General features: G+C 34.2%; 18 protein-coding genes. 6 read left to right on the top strand and 12 right to left on the bottom strand.

Annotated features, from left to right (window positions below):
- Positions 1-21: 21 nt before the first annotated feature.
- The 4 genes from GXW81_RS00895 to GXW81_RS00880 all read right to left on the bottom strand — a co-directional run bounded on the left by GXW81_RS00895 (position 22) and on the right by GXW81_RS00880 (position 3925).
- A complete protein-coding gene (locus tag GXW81_RS00895; RefSeq protein WP_161530799.1) occupies positions 22-2034 on the bottom strand; it encodes a flotillin family protein in 2013 nt (670 codons plus the stop codon).
- A gap of 51 nt (positions 2035-2085) precedes the next feature.
- On the bottom strand, positions 2086-2739 hold the full coding sequence (locus GXW81_RS00890) for a YqiJ family protein (protein WP_161530798.1): 654 nt from the start codon (positions 2737-2739) through the stop codon (positions 2086-2088).
- A 6-nt stretch (positions 2740-2745) separates the two neighbouring features.
- Complete coding sequence (locus GXW81_RS00885; RefSeq protein ID WP_052910230.1) at positions 2746-3447, bottom strand: PspA/IM30 family protein; 702 nt, start codon at positions 3445-3447, stop codon at positions 2746-2748.
- A 76-nt stretch (positions 3448-3523) separates the two neighbouring features.
- Positions 3524-3925, bottom strand: coding sequence for a hypothetical protein (locus GXW81_RS00880; protein ID WP_004919647.1), 402 nt, complete (start codon positions 3923-3925; stop codon positions 3524-3526).
- Between the two features lie 94 nt (positions 3926-4019).
- Between GXW81_RS00880 and GXW81_RS00875 the strand changes: the two genes are divergently transcribed.
- Positions 4020-4637: a helix-turn-helix domain-containing protein gene (locus tag GXW81_RS00875; protein WP_260393516.1), complete on the top strand. Its 618-nt coding sequence runs from the start codon at positions 4020-4022 to the stop codon at positions 4635-4637.
- On the opposite strand, the gene ligA is transcribed toward GXW81_RS00875, so the two are convergent.
- On the bottom strand, positions 4634-6643 hold the full coding sequence (gene ligA, locus GXW81_RS00870) for an NAD-dependent DNA ligase LigA (RefSeq protein WP_161530797.1): 2010 nt from the start codon (positions 6641-6643) through the stop codon (positions 4634-4636). The genes GXW81_RS00875 and ligA overlap by 4 nt on opposite strands.
- A 320-nt stretch (positions 6644-6963) precedes the next feature.
- On the opposite strand from ligA, the gene GXW81_RS00865 reads away from it, so the two are divergent.
- The 3 genes from GXW81_RS00865 to GXW81_RS00855 all read left to right on the top strand — a co-directional run bounded on the left by GXW81_RS00865 (position 6964) and on the right by GXW81_RS00855 (position 11906).
- Positions 6964-9705 carry a TonB-dependent siderophore receptor gene (locus GXW81_RS00865; RefSeq protein WP_161530796.1) on the top strand — a complete coding sequence of 914 codons (2742 nt, stop codon included), beginning with the start codon at positions 6964-6966 and terminating at the stop codon, positions 9703-9705.
- Between the two features lie 155 nt (positions 9706-9860).
- A complete protein-coding gene (locus tag GXW81_RS00860; protein ID WP_161530795.1) occupies positions 9861-11261 on the top strand; it encodes a peptide MFS transporter in 1401 nt (466 codons plus the stop codon).
- A gap of 108 nt (positions 11262-11369) precedes the next feature.
- Positions 11370-11906, top strand: coding sequence for a thioredoxin family protein (locus GXW81_RS00855; RefSeq protein WP_161530794.1), 537 nt, complete (start codon positions 11370-11372; stop codon positions 11904-11906).
- Between the two features lie 63 nt (positions 11907-11969).
- Here GXW81_RS00855 and GXW81_RS00850 read toward each other — a convergent pair whose 3' ends face one another.
- From GXW81_RS00850 to GXW81_RS00820, 7 genes are all read right to left on the bottom strand, one after another.
- The gene (locus tag GXW81_RS00850; protein ID WP_161530793.1) at positions 11970-12506 is read right to left on the bottom strand and encodes a hypothetical protein; all 537 of its coding nucleotides are present in this window, start codon (positions 12504-12506) and stop codon (positions 11970-11972) included.
- Between the two features lie 111 nt (positions 12507-12617).
- Positions 12618-13385: a hypothetical protein gene (locus GXW81_RS00845; RefSeq protein WP_161530792.1), complete on the bottom strand. Its 768-nt coding sequence runs from the start codon at positions 13383-13385 to the stop codon at positions 12618-12620.
- A 270-nt stretch (positions 13386-13655) separates the two neighbouring features.
- Positions 13656-14837, bottom strand: coding sequence for an aspartate aminotransferase family protein (locus GXW81_RS00840; RefSeq protein ID WP_161530791.1), 1182 nt, complete (start codon positions 14835-14837; stop codon positions 13656-13658).
- 28 nt (positions 14838-14865) lie between these two features.
- Positions 14866-16617 carry an OstA-like protein gene (locus GXW81_RS00835; protein WP_161530790.1) on the bottom strand — a complete coding sequence of 584 codons (1752 nt, stop codon included), beginning with the start codon at positions 16615-16617 and terminating at the stop codon, positions 14866-14868.
- Complete coding sequence (locus GXW81_RS00830) at positions 16617-17084, bottom strand: Fur family transcriptional regulator (protein ID WP_107046348.1); 468 nt, start codon at positions 17082-17084, stop codon at positions 16617-16619. Before GXW81_RS00830 ends, GXW81_RS00835 begins: the two co-directional genes overlap by 1 nt.
- A gap of 26 nt (positions 17085-17110) precedes the next feature.
- Positions 17111-19096: a KUP/HAK/KT family potassium transporter gene (locus GXW81_RS00825; protein WP_161530789.1), complete on the bottom strand. Its 1986-nt coding sequence runs from the start codon at positions 19094-19096 to the stop codon at positions 17111-17113.
- 169 nt (positions 19097-19265) lie between these two features.
- Positions 19266-19499, bottom strand: a complete 234-nt coding sequence (locus GXW81_RS00820) for a hypothetical protein (protein WP_154137956.1) — start codon at positions 19497-19499, stop codon at positions 19266-19268.
- 43 nt (positions 19500-19542) lie between these two features.
- Between GXW81_RS00820 and GXW81_RS00815 the strand changes: the two genes are divergently transcribed.
- Both GXW81_RS00815 and GXW81_RS00810 read left to right on the top strand, forming a co-directional pair.
- Positions 19543-20463 carry a DUF6427 family protein gene (locus GXW81_RS00815; protein WP_161530788.1) on the top strand — a complete coding sequence of 307 codons (921 nt, stop codon included), beginning with the start codon at positions 19543-19545 and terminating at the stop codon, positions 20461-20463.
- Positions 20460-21047, top strand: coding sequence for a DUF3109 family protein (locus GXW81_RS00810; RefSeq protein WP_161530787.1), 588 nt, complete (start codon positions 20460-20462; stop codon positions 21045-21047). The genes GXW81_RS00815 and GXW81_RS00810 overlap by 4 nt, the downstream gene beginning before the upstream one ends.
- Positions 21048-21097: the final 50 nt, after the last annotated feature.

Raw genomic sequence — 21097 nt, 5'->3', positions numbered from 1 at the left:
AAGTGAGCGGCGTTTTCTTTTCTATCTGATAGGTTTATCTTGGATGCCTAAGTGTTTGGCTACATCTAAAGCTCTGGTGAGAAGACCTTGCTCTTGTGGTTCTGCAACCCCTTTGAGTTTGAAGATGAGAGAAGCAATGCTTAGGTTTTTAATATCTTCTGAAGAAATTTTATACTTTTCTACCATTTGCATTACCTTTCCTATCAGATTGTTTTCGTTATCAGAATCTAGTAGAGATTCTTTTAAAATCTGTGCATTTTCGCTGTGTTGGATAAGTTTATCTATCCCTTTACCAGCCGAAATTTGTCTTACAACATTATCAAAGAAAGAGTGGTCGCCTCCTACAATGTCTATTTTCGCTGTTTTAAAGGCTTCTCCTAGCACCTGTGCTTGAGCTTGGGCTATCTCTTTCTGAATGTTTATTTCAGCTAATTCTACCTCTTTCTCCTTAGCTAATTTCAATCTGAACTCTTCGTGTTCTTTTCCAGCATCGTTGAGTTTTTTCATAGCTTCGGCTTTTTCGGTGATACCTGCGGCTTCGGCTAGTGCTTTTTCTTTAATTACATCAGCTTCGGCTAGACCTTCTATCTTCTTAGCCTGAGCTTTTTTCTCTATGATGTTGGCATCTACAATACCTTGTCTTTCTGATGCTTCCGCTTTTGCGTGCATCACTTGAGCTTCTGATAATCCTATGGTAGCCTCCTCTTTTGCAAGAGCATCTGCAATTATTTTTCTTGCTTCGGCTTCTTTTTCGGCGGCATCTCTTTTGGCTTGTGCTTCAATTACATATTTTTGAGCATCTTTTTCGGCAGCGAGTTTTCTTGCTTCTGCTGCTTTTGTTTCTGCAATGAGTCTCTCTTCTGCTTCTCTTGCCGCTATAATGAGTTGTACTTGTTTGTCTCTTTCTGCGGATTTAAGTGCTTCTACATCGTAGATGTTTTGTTGTTCTTCTACTACTGTTTTTTCTTTGGCTAGTCTTTCTCGGATAACATCTTGAATGTTTTTCTTCTCTAGTTCTACAGCCTTATCTTTTTCTATGTCAGCTAAAGCTACAATTCTTTCTCTTTCTGTAGCCTCTAGCATTTTATCTTTTTGTACTCTTTCGGTTTCTACTAAGTCGGCTCTTTCCTTGTTTTTAGCAGCGATTACCACTTGCCTCTGTTTGTTTTCTTCTGCAATTTGTAGTGCTTCTTCTGTTGCAATTCGTACAGATTCGTATTTTAACCTTTCCTCTTCAGCTACTTTTAGTATTTCCGCGTTTTCTCTCGCCTTGATGTTTTCAACCTCCCTTTTTTGTGTTTCTTCTTTTTCGGCTAATTGTTTTTCTAACTCTAAGATAGCCTCTCTAGCTTCTACATCTTGTTTTTTTATGGTTTTTTCTTCTTCTCTTCTTACAAGGTTAGCCTTTATATTCTGAGAAGCCGTGAGTTCTGTGATTTTTTTAATACCTTCAGAATCTAAGATGTTATCTTTGTTAAGATATTCAAGTTTGGTTTGTTCTAAATAGTCTATGGCACAGTCGTCTAGTACATAGCCATTAAGGTCGGTTCCGATGATGTTTAATATTTCTTGTCTAAACTCACTTCTGGCTTCGTAAAGTTCAATGAAATCAAATTTTTTACCTACAGTTTTTAGAGCTTCCGAAAATTTTGCCTCAAAAAGTTCTCTAAGGGTAGATATATCGGAGGCTCTTTGGCAACCAATGGTTTGTCCTACATTGATGATGTCATCTACAGATTTATTTACTCTTACAAAGAATGCTACTTGAATATCAGCACGCATATTATCCTTGCAAATCAATCCGTCTTTTCCTTCTCTAGAGATTTCTAATTTTTTAACAGAAATATCCATTTGCTCTAATCTGTGGATAATTGGAATTACCACTCCTGCATTAAAGAACACTTTGGCGCCTCCGTATCCTGTTCTAAGTAATACTACGCCCTGTACTGTTTTTTTGTACATGGATAAAATCCAAAAGATAAGCCCTAAAGCTGCGATGGCAATTACAGCAACGCTAATGTAGAATGTTGTCATATTAGTTTAATTTATTTTTTAATGATAGTTTGTTTTTCATGATTTTGGTTATTAAAGCTCATAGTATTTCTCTACGAAATAGTATTTCTTATCAGGGTGTTCATCTATAATGATGACTTTGTCGTTTTCTTTTAAAGGTATTCCGTCTTTGCTTTTTACCAATAGCTTAATTGGGTCTTGGTTGATAACTAGTTCTATCATGCCTATTTTATCTTGTTCTATACTAGATTTTAGTGTGCCTACTCTCCCTAAATAGTCGTATGCTATTTCTCCTTTATGATTAATCTCTTTAAATATTGGTTTTAAAGGCATAGACATATATTTACTGATAAACAAACTTATAAAAAAAGCAGGAAATATCGTTACAAAATACGCCCACTGTGGTAATGGAATAAAGTAACTGATATTAACATTGATAAGCCAAGTAAAAAGCAATACTAAGGTTAAAAAGAAAGTGATAGGAACAATATCTAAGTTCAAAAACTTTAGAAACTGAATAAATGCAGATGGTTCATGAGGTACCTCTAGCGTTCCATCTGGATTTTTAATGGCTATCCCATCGGGTTCTAAATCTAGGTCTAAATCAAAGTCTCCTAAGCCAGAAAACATAGTAAGTAGCCAATACAATACGCTTAAAATGAGTAATATACTTAGTACGGTATTGGCTGGATTGAAAGATACTTCTATAAGCTCTTGGATCGTCATTGTGGATTAGGAATTTTTAAGTTGTTCTTTCAGTGCTGCTAATGCTGTTTCTGCTTTTGCATTAGAGGTGTCCGCCGCTTGATTGATTTCCTCATCTATACTTTTGCTAGCATTGGCTATTTCTCCATAAGCATCTGCAACTGCTTCTTGCTGAAGTACTTTTTCTTTCATTTTTTCTAGCATACCTATGGTGCTATCGTTTGAAAGTTGAGACATTTTTTGGTTAATGTCTTTAGTAGCTTGGCTTACCTGTACTCTTGCTTTTAAAGTTTTTAGTTCGCTTTCCCATTTGGCAATGTTGGATTTAAGCGTATTGATATTTGTTTGCATTTTCTCAACATCACTTTCTAATTTTTTACGGTCGGTTTCTGCGATTTTAGAATCGGCTAAAGAAAGTTCCTTCTTTTTAAGAGCTTCCTTAGCTAATCTATCCGCCTCTTCGGTTGGCATTTCTTCCTTCATTCCCTTTTGAACGAGAATAATGGCTTTACTTTGATACTCTTCCGCTTGGTTCTCTAAGGCTGTTTGTTCGTTTTTTCTTCTTATTGCTAAGGCTTTCACTTGGGCTAGAGCATCTATGCTTTTGCTTAGCTGGTCTTTCATTTCTCTAATGCCTTGTTCGGTCATTTTAATAGGATCTTCTAATTTATCTATTGCAGCGTGAGTTTCTGCATTGCCTATTCTGAAAAGTCTTTTAAGTATGTTCATTTTTTATTTTTTTAATTAGGTTAATAATAATTCTAAGATAAAGTAAATTAAGGTAACGAGTAAGTATGCCATAGTGCTAATCTTTACTATATTCTATCATTTCCGATGAATACTCACTTAATAACAAACTTAGTGAATTTATGGTTGACATAAGCTCGTTTTGGTCCAAATTCTCTGTTTGTAAAGTGTTGCGAAAAATTACCTTTTCTCCTGTTTCGTCTAGTACAAAAGCTCCGTGAACAATATCTCTATTCTTAATTAGAAGTTCCTTAAATATATTTTGCTTATTATTTTTGCAATAAAATAGAAACTGTTCTACGATGAGAATTTGTGGAGCAATGGCTATCATCATATTTTTAATGCCATCTGTTTCTTTTTCAATGATGAATACTTTATTGTCTGCACTCTCGTATATGAGTTGAAACTCCCATTCTAATAACCATTCTCTAATGGTTTGAAATAAATTAAGCTGTTTCATAGTTAATAATTTTGCTAATATTTTATGCAAATATAATTATAAAAATTAAAATTGCAAATATTTTTAACATTAAAAAGAAAAATATTTTTTAGTTTTGCATAAAATATTAGCAATTATGACTTATTTCGGTACTAATATAAAAAAAATAAGGCAAATAAAGGGGCTTTCTCAACAAGCATTTGCGGATATGTTGAACTTAACGAGAGGAATTATAAGTTCCTACGAAGATGGCAGGGCCGAACCTAAGGTAGAAACTCTTCTTAGAATTGCTCAATTTTTAGATATGAAAACAGATGATTTGATATCTAAACCTCTTACGGTTAATCAATTAGCTAATTTTGAGGAAGTGGAAGATTTAATCTACAAGAAAGAAAATATTACTGAAAGTAAAAAAGAATTTTATCCAATTAAAGTTGAGCCTTCTTTGTTTGTAAATGTAGAATATTCTTTGGAAGTAACTTCTAAAATAGAGGGTAATCATTTTTATCAGAATAAAGATATTTTGTTGCTTAGAAAAAATTACCAAAAGGGTGAAAATAGAGGACAATACCTTATTTTCACCCCCGAAAAGTCTTATATAAGCAGTACTCCTAATGTTAATGAAGAATGCTTTTTAATCGTGGGTTGTATTTATTCTAATCAAAATACCAATCCTATAAATGATATTATGAATAGGCTAGATTATATAGAAAAAACACTAAAAATATCTTAGTCATTTATCAAATCCAAAAATTCTTGTTCGTCTAATATGATTACCGTGCCTAGAGTTTGGGCTTTTTTAAGTTTGCTTCCTGCCTTTTCGCCCACTACCAAATAGTTGAGGTTTTTGGATACGGCGGAAATGTTTTTGCCACCATGCTTTTCTACCATTTCCTCGGCTTGCTCTCTAGTGAATAGGGATAATTTGCCAGTAAATAGAAAGGTCTTGCCTTCTAAAGCATTACTTACTTTTGTGCTGGTATTTTCTTCTTGTTCTAGTTGGATACCGTAATATTTGAGTCTATTTAAGATTTCAATATTTTCTTCATTCTGAAAGTAATTAACGAGGCTTTCAGCTATCTTTATACCCACATCTTCTACCTCTGTAAGCTCTTCTAGGGTGGCTTTTTTTAGCCCATCAATAGTATGAAAGTTTTTTACCAATTTTTTGGCTACAGTTTCACCTACATGTTTAATCCCTAAACCAAATAGCACTTTTTCAAATGGAATTTTTTTGGATTTTTCAATGCCTTCCAAAATGTTCTGAGCAGACTTTTCTGCCATTCTTTCTAGTGGCAACAACTGCTCTTTGGTAAGGATATAAAAATCAGCGATATTGGAAATCAGCCTCTCTCTGAAAAGTTGTTCTATAGTTTCGGAGCCTAAATTTTCTATATTGAGGGCTTTTCTAGAAACATAATGTATCATTTTTCCAACTACCTGTGGAGGACAATGGGCTTCATTGGGACAAAAATGTGCGGCTTCGCCTTCGTTTCTCACCAGTGGCGTATTGCACTCTGGACAATGGCTGATATACTCTACTAATACTGCATTTGATTGTCTTTTTTCCTCATTAACCCCCACTATTTTTGGGATAATTTCTCCGCCTTTTTCTACATAAACAAAATCTTGATTGTGCAGGTTGAGTTTTCTTATGATATCCTCGTTGTGTAGAGAGGCTCTTTTTACCACCGTTCCTGCTAGGAGCACTGGTTTTAAATTGGCTACAGGGGTTATGGCTCCAGTACGCCCTACTTGGTAGGAAATACTTTCTAGTTGTGTTTCTACCTTTTCTGCTTTAAATTTATAGGCCATTGCCCATCTTGGAGATTTAGCGGTATAACCTAGCAGTTGTTGTTGTTTAAGGCTATTAACTTTAATTACAATACCATCTATTTCGAAATCAAGATGTTGTCTTTCTTTATCCCAATAGTTAATAAAGGCTTTTACTTCGTCTAAGTTTTTGCAAAGTTTGGCTTGTTGTGAAGTTTTGAATCCCCAATTTTTAGTTTGTTCCAAAAGTTCCCAATGTGTTTTTGCAAAGGTATCCTCCGAAACTACTTGATAAAGCACCGCTGAGAGTTTTCGTTTTCTGACTTCGGTGCTGTCTTGCATTTTAAGGCTTCCGCTGGCGGTGTTTCTAGGATTCATAAAGAGGTCTAAACCTTCCTCTTCCCGAGATTGATTGATGAGTGTGAAATTCTTTTTTGTAAGATAGATTTCTCCTCTGATGTAGAAGCTATTTGGATAATCGCCCTTAATCTTTAGCGGAATGTCCGAAATGGTTTTGATGTTTGCGGTAATTTCGTCCCCTTGGAAACCGTCGCCCCTAGTAACGGCTTGTTTTAATGCTCCGTTTTCGTAAAGTATAGAGATAGATGCTCCGTCGTATTTTAGTTCTGCTACATATTCTATATCATCAGTTTCTAAACTTTTAACTAAACGATTTTGCCAATCTGATAAATCGTCAAAATTATACGAGTTATCCAAAGAGTACATTCGGTAGCGATGTTTTATCGTGGGAAAATTTTTGGTAATATTTCCGCCAACTCTTTGTGTAGGAGAGTTTTCATCTATAAATTCTGGGTAAGCGAGTTCTAAGTTTTTCAACTCTTCTAGCATCATATCAAATTCATAGTCTGAAATACTAGGAGTATCTAAAACATAATAGTTATAATTGTGTTGATGTAGCTCTTCTCTTAGTTCCTCTATTTTATGCTTAATATCGTCTAGGGACATTTTGATGTTTTTTTATTGAAGGCAAATTTAGAAAAAAGAAAGTAATAGAATTTAATCTCTCTGTATTAAAAAAGTAGTTTAAAATTTTGCAGAATCAATTATTGTAAATACATTTGCATCATTAAATAACCATTTTAAGTGTATAAAAATATTTCAATAATGCCGTGTTTCATGATGTGTCTTTTACAGGATGCGGCTATTGGTTGTACATTAGGTTAAAAAGAAACAGATAATATACAAACAAGAATAAATATAGCCGCTACTTGAAAAAAGTAAGCGGTTTTTTTTATTACTAAAGATAATCTATAAAAATATATAATATGAAAAATTCATTACAAAAGAAGTCTTATCTCCTTACAGCCTCAGTGTTATTTTTTGCAGGAGGTGAATTTTATGGGCAGAGCAAAAAAGATTCTGTAAAAACTAAACAAGTAGAAGAGGTAGTACTACTAGGGAGCCGTTCTGGAGCTCGCTCTAAAACGGATAGCCCCGTGCCAGTAGATGTGTTTGATGTTCAGAAAATGAGCGTTACATTACCTCAAACCAATATTAACCAAATGCTGAATGTAGTAGCTCCATCATTTACTTCCACCGTACAAACGGGAGCCGACGGTACAGACCACCTAGACCCTGCACAGCTTAGAGGTTTAGGTCCAGACCAAGTCTTGGTATTAGTTAATGGTAAAAGGAGACACACATCTGCTCTCATCAATGTTAATGGGACGCCAGGGAGAGGTACTGTAGGTACTGACCTTAACGCTATACCAGCCTTTGCACTTAGTAAAATAGAAGTGCTTAGAGATGGTGCTTCTGCACAATATGGTTCTGATGCTATTGCAGGGGTAATGAACCTCAATCTTAAAAGAAATACAGGCAAACTAGAGGGGCAACTCTCCTTTGGGGCTAACCCAAGTAAAGCTTCTAATAATCACACCAAAGGAATAGATGGAGAGACTTTTCAGGTAGATTTAAACTACGGTAATAAGATAGGCTCTAAAGGTGGTTTCTATAATCTTACGTGGTCTTCTCAATTTAGAAATCCTACTTATCGTGCCAACGAGGAGGAAGGGAAAATCTTTAATGCTTATAATGCTATAGAACAAAGAGCAGCAGAGGGAGGCGTTAATCTATCCTCACTATTCACGAATATCAATACCACGCCCAACCAGCAGCAGTTGGTAGATTATATTCATAATTATGCTCAAAAAGTATCTTATTTTAGTTCTGATTTCCAAAAAAGAGTACAATCCGCCAACAATATTAGCGATTTGCAGAAAATTCTCTCGGAAGATGTTACCAACCAAGAATTGGCGTACAGAGGACTTAACCGAAGAGATTTTAATATGATTGTAGGGCAATCTAAATTAAGTACTCACCAGTTTTTTGCGAATATAGAAGTTCCACTGAATGATGTATGGAAAGTCTATACTTTTGGAGGATATGGCTTCAGAAACGGAACTTCAGGTGGCTTCTACCGAAGACCCAACCAGTCTAGAACCTTTACAGGGCTTAATCTTAATGGTTATCTTCCTAACATCAATACCAATATAGAAGACCTTTCGTTAGCGGCAGGTATTAAAGGTAATTTAGGAGCGTGGCGAGTAGATTTAAGTAATACCTTTGGGCAAAATAGCTTTGATTATAATGTAATAAACTCTGGCAATACCTCGTTGAGGTTCAATTCTCCAAGCGAATTTGATGCAGGAGGATTGCGTTTTCTTCAAAACACAATTAATTTAGATGTTTATAGAGGATATGATGTTTGGGAAGGGCTTAACCTAGCCTTTGGAGCAGAGCAAAGAACCGAAAACTTTAAAATTAGAGAAGGCGAGCCTGCTTCTTATCTTTCCTATGATGTGTTTGGTAACCCACAAACGGCACAAACGCCGAATAGCCAAAAACCAACTGATTTCTTCGGGAATACTTTACCTGGTGGTTCACAAGTATTTGGTGGTTTCCGTACAGAAAATGCAGGTAGTAATGGTAGAAACTCTTATGCTTTCTATGCAGATGTAGAAGCTAATTTTACGAAAAGAGTTTTAGTAGCGGCGGCAGCTCGTTTTGAAAATTATTCGGATTTTGGTTCTACACTAAACTACAAACTAGCCTCTAGAATAAAAGCAACGGATAATCTTAATTTTCGTCTAGCGGGTTCTACAGGGTTTAGAGCTCCATCTGTACACCAGATTTATTATAATACTACCTCTACACTTTTCTTTGATGGACAATTGCAGGAGGTAGGTACTTTTAATAACCATTCCAAAATAGCGAGTTTGTTGGGTATTCCTAAACTTAAGCAAGAAACGTCACAATCGGTAAGTGCAGGGTTTACCTATCGTATTCCGTCCGTGAGGCTAAGTATCACAGGAGATGCTTATTTTATTCGTATCAACAATAGAGTGGTGCTTACAGATACCTTTAGAGCTGGAGCTAATACCGAATTGCAAAATCTATTCGCACAAGCTAATGTAAGTGCAGCACAGTTTTTTGCCAATGCCATAGATACAGAAACTAAAGGTCTAGACATTGTAATCAGCCACGATTTTAAAAACAATGATTTTAAACTTACCAATGATTTTGCACTTAATCTTAATCAAACGCGAAAGGTAGGGGAGATACATTCTTCACCAGTGCTTAAAGCGGCAGGTTTAGACGGAACTTACTTCTCTGAGCGTTCTAGGATTTATGTAGAAGAAGCTATACCTAGGTTTAAGGCAGGGCTTTCTCATACTCTTAGTTATAAAAAACTGAATGTTTACTTAAGAAATAGCTACTTCGGAAAAGTAACGGGAGCAGATGTTGTAGATGCTAATGGAGATGGCGTTACATTACCTAACGAGCATCAAATAATGACGGATAGAGTTATCACAGACCTATCATTTGGGTATGCCTTTTCTCCTAAAATTACATTTACATTAGGAGCTAATAACTTGTTTGATGTTTATCCTAGTAGAAATATTTCTGCTTCTACTAATAACGGACAGTTTGTTTACACACGAGCGACTTCTCAGTTTGGTCTCAATGGGAGATATGTATTTTCTAGATTAAGCTTTAATTTTTAAACTTTATGAAAATGCTACTTTATAAAAATAGGGTAGCATTTTTACTTTGATTTTAGAAGAATTTAACATTTTTTAACTTAGTTTCTTTGTAGAACTCCAAAAAAGACTATATTTGTTGGTCTTTTTTAAGAAAAATATAACAATTATTATAGAATATGGATACAACAGTCAGTAAAAAGGGGCATCCAGCAGGATTATACCTTTTATTTTTTACCGAAATGTGGGAGCGTTTTAGCTACTATGGTATGAGAGCTATTCTCATATATTACCTTACAAAAACCTATCTACAAGGAGGTTTATCTATAGATCCTGCACATGCGAGTTTAATTTATGGGTACTTTACAGGGTTTGTTTACTTTACACCACTTATTGGAGGATGGTTGGCAGATAAATTTTTAGGACAACGCTTATCTATTACAATTGGTGGTATTTTAATGATGTTGGGGCAGTTTACCTTGTTTGCTATCAATACGCATTTTGGGCTTTATATTGGTTTATTATTACTGATTATAGGTAATGGTTTTTTCAAACCAAATATATCTGTACTTGTTGGTAATCTATATGAAGAAGGAGATGAAAGAAGAGACTCTGCATTTTCTATCTTCTATATGGGGATTAACCTCGGTGCTCTTATTGCTCCTTTGGTAATTGGAGTTCTTACAGATGATATCTTTGCTAAGAAAGACGCTGCAGGAGAAATTATGTCTTACGGATATAAATATGGTTTCTTAGCAGCTGGTTTAGGTATGCTTTTAGGGCAAGTATTATTTAATACTCTAGCTCAAAAGTACTTAGGTAATATTGGTAAGAAACCTAAGAAGCAGATAGAAGTGGAGAAAGAAGTGGAAGTCATCAAAGAAGAAATAGAAAATGGAGATGAACTTAAAAAAGTAGAAAAACAAAGGGTAAGTGTTATTTTCATTCTATTTTTATTTGCTGTATTCTTTTGGGCAGGGTTCGAACAAGCAGGTTCCTCTATTGCACTTTACACAGATAACTATATAGACAGAAATGTAGATATTCCTTTTATAGGGAATTACACAATACCTGCGTCTTGGTTCCAGTCAGTTAACCCATTCTTTATTGTGGCTTTAGCTCCATTGTTTGCAATGTTTTGGAGTTCTAAGTTAGGTAAGAAATTAAGTACCCCTGTTAAAATGGGATTAGGTATGGTAATTTTAGGTATTGGATTTTGGTTTATGCTAGGTGCTGTATCTGAAAGAGGTGGAGATATTGCAGACCCTACTATAAAGGCAAGTTTATGGTGGTTAGTAATGACTTATTTTGTTCATACTATAGGAGAATTATGTTTATCACCAGTAGGATTATCAGTAGTAACCAAATTAGCTCCAGTTAGACTAGCTTCTGTCCTTATGGCAGTATGGCTTTTGTCGTCATCTGTAGCCAATTTCTTAGGAGGTTACATTGCAGCTTATGTAGAAAAGATGGGGGCAGGTCAAGTATTTACTTATATATCAGGGTTTGTAATAGCTTGTGGACTTCTTCTATTGCTACTTAGTAAACCTATTAGTAAAATGATGCACGGCGTTAAATAGCATATTTTTAAAAACTCTGAATCTTTAGATTCAGAGTTTTTGATTTTATAACTATTTTGATTTAAAAAGAATTATGTACATTTGCTACCTAATTAAAGAAAATTGATAATGAAAAAAGCAATACTAATATTTAGTTTATTTTTAATTAACTTAGCTTTAGCACAAGAGGTTAAATGGCTTACTTTCGATGAAGCTATGGCTGCTCAAAAGACTAAACCTAAGAAAATCTTATTAGATGTATATGCTCCATGGTGTGGTCCTTGTAAACTAATGGAAAAAGAAACTTATGGACACCCAGAAATAGCTAAAATTATCAATGAGAACTATTACGCTGTTAAATTTAATGGAGAAGGTAATGAAGTGACACATTATCAAAATAGAACATTCTCAAATCCCAATTACAGAGCCAATGTTTCAGGCAGAAATGCACCACATGAGTTAGCGAGATTTCTAAATGTGAATGCTTACCCAACAACAGTTTTTTTAGACGAAACAGGTAAGCCTATTACTAATTTGGTAGGAGCTTTTAGACCTAAAGAGTTAGAACTTTATCTTTCTCTATTTTACAAAGATGAATATAAAAAGATAGAAACAAAAGAGCAATGGGAAAACTTCCAAAAAAAGTTTAAATCGGTTATTAAATAAATTGTTTTATACAAGTCATTCAAAATAAAAGCCTCATTTATTAAATGAGGCTTTTAATATGAATCAAGGTTTGTTACCTCGGATAATAAAACTATTTTCTTTAGAATATTTTTTATCTGTTTTAGTGAAAATCTTAATAAAGTTCATATTTTTTAAGCTATTGATTTTGTCAAGTTGGTATACTGTAATCTGTGTGATGTTTTTCTCGTTGATAAAGGTAGAATCAGCATCAGAATTGATGATTTCTTTATTAACGCTATAAATGTAATTGTCGTTATCTTTTAAATTAGTATACTTGGATACCAGTTGTTTAACTGTTATTAAGTTAGAATTAAACTCTGATTTCGTTTTTATAATAATTTTTCCATTGTAACTTTTTCCATCAAATTCAAAACTTCCCTTACTGATATTTATAGATTCAATATCTATATTTTTTAAAGTGGATAAAACTAGCGAAGGATATAGTTTTCCATTCATTTCAAAAAGTGGTGTACTAATTTCATTTTTATAAATTACTACAGGCTTTTCTTGACTGTTTGATTGTGCAAATGACTTTAAACAAATTAGAATCATGCAAATTCTCAATAATATTTTTTTCATTATTAACTAATTTCTATGTTATTTTTATTCTCCAACAATTGAATATTACTAATTTTTCTATCATTCCCTAAAATCCACCTTTTGCAAATGCTATGTTAGTCCATGTTTTTCTTACAGGTTTTCTTCTTTAAAGTACATAAGACCCCAATATTTTGGACACTTAATATTGAATTTTTCATCTAATAGTCTAACAATTATATCAAAGATTAAATTCATCGAATTTTCTAATGTCATAGGTTTTTTTGGTGGTTGATTATTAGTTCTTCCATGTCTTGCATAAAAACCTAAAACTTCAAAGTTATTTGCAGTATGTGTAAAATCGTTAAGATTACTTTTGTACTCTTCCAAAAAATTTTTATCACCGATTTCTTTTAGAAAAAATCTAATATCATCATATATTATATATAACATTCTATAATCTACATTTTTTGAAAGAATGAAGAATAAATTTTTTAAAAATTCTACCTCAATGATATCTTCAAAAAGTCTATAGATCGGGTGATTTACATCTGTTCTTTTTTCTATATTACTAAAATCTAAAGATATTTTAAATAAATCTGATCTTTTTCCTAAATCTATAACTTTATTTTGTTCTATATCAATAAGTCTATCCAATAAAAAGTAATCTTTCAATATTTTGTTTCTGTCTAAAAGTCTATAAATTCCAATGTAAATAGATAAAATTTCATTTGCCTTATCGTAGATTTCTTGCACCTCATTTAAATCATTTAATAGGACTGATGAAAAATATAGAGTTCTATCACCATCTTCATCTGAACCTTCTTGCCAAAAGGAAGTATTATTAGTAATGTTGTTATTAGATAAAAATTGCTCAATATGAAAATGTGTATTTACGATTATTGCATATTTATATTTCATACAATTTTGTTAAAAATGTCGCCTAACCCACAAAAGTACGCAAACTTCAGCAAATCTTAAAGACCAAATCTTATGATTTTTAGAGCTTTACTGCTCGAGAGTGAAGGGCATTGTTGGAACTCCTTTTTTTCGGAGGTGAAGAAAAGTTAGGCTTAGCCGCTGGAGAGCTTCGGCTAAAAAGAGCGACTGCCCGCAGACCGACCCATAAGCCTAGGGAATAGCCTCGGCTTGGGGCACGCCCAAATATCTCTAAAACTTATACGCCTAATATTATAATGGTTCTTCGTCTAAGGTTTCTAGTATGATTTGGCAACCTTTCTTTATTTCCTCTTTTGTTAGTGTAAGCGGTGGCGAAATTCTCAGATATTCATTTCGGTACAGCTGCCAAAATACAATAAGCCCTTTATCCATACATTTTTTAGCTACTCTGAGGGTATATTCTGGTGAACCTAGATTAACGGCTAACATTAGCCCTTTACCATTGATATTTTTGATTTTTGGGTGCACCAATAGCTGTCTAAAAAGAGCTTCTTTTTCTTCTACTTCTTCCATTAGCCCACTTTCTAGGACTTCTTTTAAGGTCGCATAACTAGCGGTAGCTATCAGAGGATTACCTCCAAAAGTAGTGATATGCCCCAGTTTAGGCGAATGAGAAAGGCTTTGCATAATCTCCCTAGAACTCATAAATGCTCCTACAGGAACGCCTCCGCCCATACCTTTGCCCATCACTAGAATGTCTGGCACGATGCCAAAATGTTCAAACGCAAATAGTTTGCCTGTTCGTCCAAATCCTGGCTGTATTTCGTCTAGTATAAGTAAAGCTCCTACCTCTTCGCATCTTTTTTTTAGTTGAATAAGATAGTTAGGACTAGGCACTAGAAAACCTGCCGCTCCTTGTATGGTTTCTACAATAACGCCTGCGGTTTTTTCTGTGATTTGGTCTAAATCTTTCTCATTATCAAACTCTATGAACGAAACCATAGGCAACAATGGACGAAATTCTCTTTTATGTACCTCATTACCAGAAACACTTAATGCTCCGTGGGTATTACCGTGATAAGAATTTTTGAAAGCTACGATTTCCTCTCTTCCTGTGTATCTTTTAGCGAGTTTCAACGCTCCGTCTATAGCTTCAGCTCCACTATTAACCAAATAGGTAACCTCTAATGGAGCAGGAGTTGCCTCTGCTAACAGTTTGCAAAGTGCCACAGGCTTCTCTTGTGCATACTCTCCATAGACCATTATGTGGAGGTATTTATCTGCCTGTTCTTTGATTGCATTGATAATTTTTGGGTGCGAATGCCCTAAAGTATTAGCAGACACTCCTGCTACAAAGTCTAGATAGGCTTTACCATCTTTTCCGTAAATATAGTTTCCTTCTGCTCTTTCGGCTTCAAACCCTGAAGCAAAAGGGGTGGTTTGAGCTTGATATTTAAAGAAATCTTGTTGCATGGTCTAATGAGAGGTTAAAAAGTGAATATTAGTTTCGTTTTTTTCTTTTGGGTTCGTTTTTCCTTTTTGCTTCTTCTTGCTTTTGTTTCAGCTTTTGAGCTTTTTGGTAAAGGCTATCATCAGAAATATACTCTGTCTTAGGATAGTTAGGCGTGTCTAGGAAAATATCTTTCCAATGTTTCAGTCGGTCTTTGGTATTCCAATTGAAATCTGGGAAAAATCGTTTTTCTTTGTTTACCATACTCATGGGATACACATCGGTATTCGCACCAATATTACACGAGATGATTTGCACCTTTTTTTCTTCAAACAAAGCTTCTATCGCTCCACAAGTAGAAAACGAGATGCCAATACGGTCAACTTGTTTTGTTTTTTCGTCTTGAGAATCAGCATAGGTAATGGCTTGTGCATTGCCAACCACTTTGGTAAGTTTTAGTTCTCCATCTACAAAAAACGCCGTCATAAAATTGCCCTTCACTTGGTTGAACTCATCTTTGTTATTGAGCGAATCGGCTTTGCTAATAGCAAAAGCATTCCCTATTACTTTGATTGAATCTAATTCTTCCTTTTGAGTATTCATATAGACCTCTATTTTATCCCCTGAGATTTGTTTTTCTCCTGTCCAAAATATCGGTTTTCCCATAAGGTGTAAAATACCGTCAGTCTCATTAAAGCTTAGAGAATCGGCTCTACCTTGGAAGTTAGATTTGAAAATTCTAGCTTTATGAAAGGCTCTAAGGTAACTCTTTTTTACTCCTGTGCTATCTGGTTTTTGGAAAGCTAATATTTTTTCTGCTCCAAAGTAGATAGAGTCTTCTTTCATTATCTTTACAGCATAAGGTTTTTCTGTTACCATAGCTGAATCTTTGAACTCATAGATTTCGCCGTAGCCTCCTTTGATAAATCGGTTCTCTTTTGGGTCGTCTAAATAGACATTTCCCTTAGCTGTACCGTAGCCTGTATTTTGGTTATAATACATGGTTTCTCCCGTGAGGACTTTCCCATTGTAATGTATTCTAGAGTTTTTATTAAGATATACCTCTTTGGAAGTCATAAGGTAACGCCCCTTTTCTGTATAAACATAATTTCTAGGATTTTGTTTATTGATGACTTTTGTTGCTCCTAAAAATTCTGCTATATTGGTTTTTTGATTTTGAATGATTTTAGAACCTTCTACACGATATTTATCATTGTCAATACTTACATTGCCTGAAACATCTACTGTCTGTGTGTTGATGTTATAGGTGGCTACCTGCGTCCAAATGGTATTTCTGCCATTGTAAATAGTTCCTCCCGAATTAAAATAAGCCGTATTGGGTAAACGGTCGTAATAGAGCGTTTCTGTTTTTATGGTTTGCTGTGGGTCTGTAAGTACTACATTCTTTCTTGCGATACCTCTTTGAGTTTTGCCATCATATTCCATTTCTTGGGAAGTAATGCGGTTGCCTTCGGCAGTGGTAAGTACCACATTGCCTATTGCTTTCACAAAGTTGTCATTTTGATAAAATACAACCTTATCTGCCTTTAAAACTGAGCCTTGATGTTGAAACTCTACATTACCAATAAATACAGGATTACCTTCATATAAGTCAGGGCGTCTAACCAAAGAGTCTGAGTGAATATGTTTTAACTTTTCTTCATTTCCTGCAACAGTACCTTTGGTATTAGGGTTTGGTTTAAAATACGCATCTTTTACCAATGGTGTTGTAGAGGTTTTCTCTTTCTGCTGTGCCAATGCAGAAAACCCTAAGCACATTAGTACGAGTATAATTAACCTCATTATGCCTTTTTATGACCGTAGAAATAAAGTGAATGACTTTCTATTTTCACGCCAAATATTTCTTCTATAGAATCTTTAATTCCTTGGATACGAGGGTCGCAAAATTCTATGATTTCTGCAATTTCTTTGCTGCCCTCCTTTTTGTAGATTACCAAATGGTCGTGCTGTTTATCAAAGAAAGATTTTTCGTAAGAAGCCGAAGTCATAGACTTTTCGCCAAACTGGTGCTTACGGATAAGCCCTGCATCTAGAAAAATTTCTATACTATTGTAGATGGTGGCTTTACTCACATGATACTTCTTATTAAGCATAATGAGGTAGAGGTCATCTACGTTAAAGTGTTCATCAAGTTTATAGATTTCCTCCAATATAGTGTATCGCTCAGGCGTATTTCTAAATCCGTTTTCTTGTAAATACTGTTTTAGAGCGTCTTTTATTATTTCTATATCTTTCTCTTGATGTTCCATTAGGTACTATTATTTTCTAGATTTATTTAGTTACTTGTTTTAAAATTTTCCATTTGTATACGCTTGTCTCCAGCTGCTGAATACAAAAGTGGAGCAGATTCTACCACCACATTATGAGTGGCAAGCCCAAAGGCTTTAAAATCATTGCTACCTAATTTTTTTACAAAGTTATAAATATTCATCGTAATTTTTTCCTTTATGGTGAAAAGATTGTCATTTATATAGACATTATCTATAATCACATACTTCATATCTGGAGGAATATTATGACTCCTAAGCGATGGATAATTACTCTTATCAGAGATAATTCCAGAGTTCATCATATCTTCCAGCACATCTTGGAAATAATCGTTAATTCTTCTATCTATTTTAAACCCTAATAAGAAATTGATTTTATAAATCGTTCCAGGTAATACTTCATCTATTTCATATTTGAAAGTATAAGGGTTTTCTTGATTGATGATGTTCAGTATAAAATAATGATCAGCTCTCTTAGGTTGGGCTCTAATTATAGAATAAATAATTTTAGACTCTATTTCATCTTCCCTTTTAGCACGGCTAAAGAAGGCTAGGTTAGTAGCATATTTAGGCACACTATCATCTAGTTTTAAATCTCTAATCGTAGAAATATAATTCTCTAGTTTTACAAATTTTATAAATCTGTTTTTTATCATTCTACCATTATACCAAGCATACATACAAATACCTATAAAACCAGCAAGAACTACCGTAATCCAACCGCCCTCGTGAAATTTTATCACATTAGCACTGAAAAAGCCTAGTTCTATTGTACCATAAATACCTAAAAATAGAAAAATCAGTAACTTATTAACTCGTTTTTTGATAAGGAAAAAAGATAGTAGCAAGGTAGTAGTAAGCATAGTTACTGTGATAGAAAGTCCGTAAGCGGCTTCCATTTTTTCGGATTCTTTGAAGTAAAGTACCACTACTATGCACATAAGGAGAAGTCCCCAATTAATTTTAGGAATATACATTTGTCCTTTAACTCCAGAAGGATAATCTATTTTATGGATAGGCCAAAAGTTAAGCGACATTGCTTCTGAAAATATCGTAAAAGAACCTGTAATAAGGGCCTGGCTAGCAATAATAGCTGCTAAAGTAGCCAGTATTACTGAAGGTAAAACAAACCAATCTGGCATTATTCCAAAGAAAGGGTTGAGACTGCCAAGAGTTTCGTGATTATATTTTAGTATCCAAGCTCCTTGACCTAAATAGTTGAGAATAAGCATTATTTTAACAAATACCCAGCTCACTCTAATATTTTTAGCACCACAATGTCCCAAATCAGAGTAAAGAGCTTCTGCTCCTGTAGTACAAAGGAATACCGCTCCCATGATAATAATGGCATTAGGCGAATGTGCTATAAGTTTGTAAGCATAGTAAGGATTAAAGGCTTTTAAGACTTCTAAATCTTCTGCTAAACGAAAGAAACCAAAACCTCCCAAAGCTAAAAACCAAAGTACCATTACAGGTCCAAAAAATTTACCTATAAACGAAGTTCCAAATTGTTGTACAAAGAAGATTGCTACCAGTATCCCTAATGTAATGGGAACTACTGGAGTCTCGGGATTATAGATTTTCAGCCCCTCAATAGCAGACATTACTGTAAGCGATGGTGTTATCACTCCGTCTGCAATCAGTGCAGAAGCACCCAGTATTGCAATTAGGTATAGCCACCCTTTTTTTAGATTTTTGACTAATGAAAATAACGCTAAAATACCACCTTCTCCTTTATTATCCGCTCTTAAAGAAACGAGTACATATTTTATAGTGGTTTGAATTGTAAGCGTCCAAATGATACAAGAAAGAGCCCCTTCTATATATTCATCAAAAGGAATAGAAGCATCTTTTCTAGCATTAACAATGGCTTTCATTACATAGAGAGGAGAAGTACCTATGTCTCCGAAAACAATACCTAAAGAGACTAATACTCCGATGAGTGAGAGCTTTTTTGTGTCAAAATGAGAATGCTCTCCGTTAAGTGTAGACATTTAATCTTTGAATTAAAAATAAGGGCAAAATTAAATCAAATTTCGATATGGCTAAAGAAATTTTTAAACTTTCTTTTACAACTAGAAAAGATGAATGGTTTATGAAGTATAACAAAAATACCCCATATTGTTAAAATATAGGGTTTTGTTATATCATTATAATGAAGGATTAACCTTCTTTTTTATAAATATTGGTATCGTAGTAAGGAAACTTACCTTCCGTAGGTGAATGGTATTCCTTATCCTTATCTCCTCCTAAAGTAACTACTAATGTATAGCACCAGTAGATGAAGAACCCACAACCTAGTAAAAATAAAACCCAGTTTAAAACATTACCAGCAACATCGTAGAATCCAAAAGACCATTTAAATAAATCGCTTAAAAATAACCAGAAAGAAGTCATTGTTTTTCTTTTTTAAATTAACTTTGCACAAAATTATAAAAAAATGTTCAGATTACTCTCAAATGAAATTAAAATTTTTTCTATTCCTATCTATATAGGTGTTTTGTTTCTTATGGTAATCGGTTTTAATGCTTTAAATATCAATACAGTAGAGGTTTTTTCTGGGCTGTTTAGCTTTACGGGTATTGCTTTAGGGTATTTTTTATTTAATAAGATAGGTCTTAACTATAATAGGCATGTACCGTTTTTTATCTATACCTTTATTGTATTTGCTTTCTACGAAGGGAATTTAGATATTGGGATAGCCTTTAACCTTTTCACTAATGCATTTGTATTGCTTATTTTAACCACTGGAGAGGAAGTTTTTAAGAAAAATTACTATCTGATTGTGGGGGCGTTACTTGCTTTAGGATATTTATTTTTACCCACGGTGTGGGCATTTACCATTTTTGTAATTATCCATTTAATAGCAACTTCAGATAAAATAGGGCTGAATATATTTAGGTTAGTTTTTGGTTTTATGTTAGTGTTATTGTCTTACTTTGGAGTAATGTATCTCCTTGGGAGCAATTCATTTAATCCAGCTTACTTGCCTTTAATTTCACCTCGATTTCAAGAGAATTACTATCCGTTGTATTTTCTGTTACCTGTTTTACTGATGGTGTTCTATGCCGTTGCCAATCATTTTATTCATTTTAATAAGAAAAGCCCTATTAGTAGGTTTAAATACACCTTTATATTGTTATACACACTCACTCAATCTATAACGATATTTTTATATATGGGTACAGTGTATGAATATCTGTTATTCATTGCCTTACCAGTAAGTATCATTGTAAGTAGAGCTCTAAGATTTATGCCTAAATATTGGATGCAAGAGCTAGGGCTTTGGGTAGTGGTTTTGAGCTTAGTTTTATTTAAAATAGGAACTTTTTTAGATATTAAAGAAATAATAAATTTATGATTCAGATAGAAGATAAACTAATTTCGGAGGATTTGTTCTCGGAGGAATTTGTATGCAACCTTAACAAGTGTAAGGGAGCTTGTTGTATAGAGGGCGATGCTGGAGCTCCACTAGAGCAGTCGGAAGTAAAGATATTAGAGGATATTTATCCTAAAATTAAAAACTATCTTCGTCCAGAGGGAATTAAAGCCATAGAAGAGCAAGGGACTTCCGTGGAAGATTTTGAAGGCGATTTAGTAACACCATTGATTGATAATAGAGATTGTGCTTATGTTATTTTTGATGAAAATGGCATCACCAAATGTGGTATAGAGAAGGCTTATGAAGAAGGTGCTATCGATTGGCAAAAACCAATCTCCTGCCATTTGTACCCTATTAGAATTACAGAATATTCTACTTTTACAGCATTCAACTATCATGAGTGGAAGATATGCAGCGATGCCTGTGCTTTAGGAAAAGAACTTAAAGTACCTGTGTATAAGTTTCTAAAAACACCTTTAATCAGAAAGTATGGAGAAGGTTTTTACCAAACATTAACGGAGGCTGCGGAAGAATACAAACGAGCTTTTGGAAATCGTGAGTAGTAGAAACTTGGCTTCTTTGAAGAATATGGCTTATCTTTGCAAAAATCTTA

Origin of the sequence: Riemerella anatipestifer (assembly GCF_009932355.1) — a bacterium.
Taxonomy (GTDB): domain Bacteria; phylum Bacteroidota; class Bacteroidia; order Flavobacteriales; family Weeksellaceae; genus Riemerella; species Riemerella anatipestifer_E.
The sequence above is the reverse complement of the archived record's forward strand: the minus strand, read 5'-3'. Positions and strand labels throughout refer to the sequence as shown.

Bases quoted from the DNA above. Each gene is read 5' to 3' on its own strand.
- GXW81_RS00895 (WP_161530799.1), bottom strand. From the start codon at position 2,034: ATGACAACATTCTACATTAGCGTTGCTGTAATTGCCATCGCAGCTTTA.
- GXW81_RS00890 (WP_161530798.1), bottom strand. From the start codon at position 2,739: ATGACGATCCAAGAGCTTATAGAAGTATCTTTCAATCCAGCCAATACC.
- GXW81_RS00885 (WP_052910230.1), bottom strand. From the start codon at position 3,447: ATGAACATACTTAAAAGACTTTTCAGAATAGGCAATGCAGAAACTCAC.
- GXW81_RS00880 (WP_004919647.1), bottom strand. From the start codon at position 3,925: ATGAAACAGCTTAATTTATTTCAAACCATTAGAGAATGGTTATTAGAA.
- ligA (WP_161530797.1), bottom strand. From the start codon at position 6,643: ATGTCCCTAGACGATATTAAGCATAAAATAGAGGAACTAAGAGAAGAG.
- GXW81_RS00865 (WP_161530796.1), top strand. From the start codon at position 6,964: ATGAAAAATTCATTACAAAAGAAGTCTTATCTCCTTACAGCCTCAGTG.
- GXW81_RS00860 (WP_161530795.1), top strand. From the start codon at position 9,861: ATGGATACAACAGTCAGTAAAAAGGGGCATCCAGCAGGATTATACCTT.
- GXW81_RS00855 (WP_161530794.1), top strand. From the start codon at position 11,370: ATGAAAAAAGCAATACTAATATTTAGTTTATTTTTAATTAACTTAGCT.
- GXW81_RS00850 (WP_161530793.1), bottom strand. From the start codon at position 12,506: ATGAAAAAAATATTATTGAGAATTTGCATGATTCTAATTTGTTTAAAG.
- GXW81_RS00845 (WP_161530792.1), bottom strand. From the start codon at position 13,385: ATGAAATATAAATATGCAATAATCGTAAATACACATTTTCATATTGAG.
- GXW81_RS00840 (WP_161530791.1), bottom strand. From the start codon at position 14,837: ATGCAACAAGATTTCTTTAAATATCAAGCTCAAACCACCCCTTTTGCT.
- GXW81_RS00835 (WP_161530790.1), bottom strand. From the start codon at position 16,617: ATGAGGTTAATTATACTCGTACTAATGTGCTTAGGGTTTTCTGCATTG.
- GXW81_RS00830 (WP_107046348.1), bottom strand. From the start codon at position 17,084: ATGGAACATCAAGAGAAAGATATAGAAATAATAAAAGACGCTCTAAAA.
- GXW81_RS00825 (WP_161530789.1), bottom strand. From the start codon at position 19,096: ATGTCTACACTTAACGGAGAGCATTCTCATTTTGACACAAAAAAGCTC.
- GXW81_RS00820 (WP_154137956.1), bottom strand. From the start codon at position 19,499: ATGACTTCTTTCTGGTTATTTTTAAGCGATTTATTTAAATGGTCTTTT.
- GXW81_RS00815 (WP_161530788.1), top strand. From the start codon at position 19,543: ATGTTCAGATTACTCTCAAATGAAATTAAAATTTTTTCTATTCCTATC.
- GXW81_RS00810 (WP_161530787.1), top strand. From the start codon at position 20,460: ATGATTCAGATAGAAGATAAACTAATTTCGGAGGATTTGTTCTCGGAG.